This window comes from Ochrobactrum sp. SFR4 (genome assembly GCF_019730395.1).
Taxonomy (GTDB): Bacteria; Pseudomonadota; Alphaproteobacteria; order Rhizobiales; family Rhizobiaceae; genus Pseudochrobactrum.
Genome location: NZ_JAAPBB010001095.1, coordinates 1 through 250, shown reverse-complemented (window position 1 = coordinate 250; position 250 = coordinate 1). Strand labels below are relative to the sequence as shown.

Annotated in this window: 1 protein-coding gene; it reads right to left on the bottom strand. The window is 41.2% G+C overall.

Annotated elements, in window-relative coordinates:
• A partial coding sequence (locus HBA93_RS22425) for an ABC transporter permease subunit (protein ID WP_221724709.1) occupies positions 1-250 on the bottom strand: 250 nt, incomplete at both ends.

Below are 250 nucleotides of genomic sequence, written 5' to 3'. Positions count from 1 at the left end.
AACAATAGAATAAAGTATGTCGACCAACAGGTTAATGACACTGAACATCACAACAGTGATCATCAGATATGCAAGGATAACGGGACGATCGAGAACACTGATCGCATCAATGATGAGCTTACCCATACCTGGCCATGCAAAGATGGATTCCGTGACAACAGCAAATGCAATCAACGAGCCAAGCTCAAGACCGATGACGGTAATCAGTGGGATCAATGTATTTTTTAATACATGTTTGATCAGGATATGA